1 protein-coding gene is annotated in these 789 nt (G+C 65.0%); it reads right to left on the reverse strand.

What is annotated here, in order from left to right; genetic code table 11:
- The coding region (locus E6K76_12285) for a VCBS repeat-containing protein (protein ID TMQ56691.1) at positions 1 to 789 on the reverse strand (789 nt) is incomplete at both ends.

Below are 789 nucleotides of genomic sequence, written 5' to 3' on the forward strand. Positions count from 1 at the left end.
CGACCCTCCGACGGGCTCGAGGTTCACGCACCGGTGCTCCTTCCCTCCGCCCAGACGGATGCCGCCCTTCCCGTCCGTGGTAAACGCACGCGCTTGGCACACGGTAACGACGCTGGCGTCGGTGACCGTGATCTTGGTCGTCGCCGAAGCCGACAACACGTTCGCCGCCGTGAAGGTCACGGAGTAGGGGGTTTGGCGCGAATCCTCGAAGCCCGGCGTCCACCGGAACACGCCCCCCGTATCGGAGGAGCCCGGCGTGAACGTGGCCTTGTTCCCGACCGGAAGGCCGGAGAAATCAGCGGTCAGGCTGGAGATCGCCGGGCCATCCGGATCGTTCGCGCTGATGCTGAAGGTAATCTCGGACCCCTCGGCCCCGGAGACCCCCTTCGGTGCCGTCACCACAGGGGGATGATCGCGCGGCGGGGCGCAATGATTTAGCAGCATCGTGACACTACCGGTGCTATTCGCAACCGCGAGATCGCTCCGAAGATCGCCGTCAAAGTCTCCCGAGGCGATCCCGTAGGGTGCGCCCCCCGCCGGAACGTCCGTGCGGGAGCCGAAGGCTCCGGAGCCGTCTCCCAGAAGGACCGAGACATTGTTGGATTCGTTATTTGCGATTGCGAGATCGAGGTGGTTATCACCGTTCACGTCCAGGATGGCGATCTGGCGGGGTCCGGCGCCGGTCGTGAAATTTCGCCTCGGGCCCAATGCGCCGTTACCGACCCCGAGGAATACGGAAACATAGTTCGAGCCGGCGCTCGTCACCACGATGTCAACGTGGCCGTCCTC

The sequence above is a fragment of the Candidatus Eisenbacteria bacterium genome (assembly GCA_005893275.1).
GTDB lineage: Bacteria > Eisenbacteria > RBG-16-71-46 > SZUA-252 > SZUA-252 > WS-7.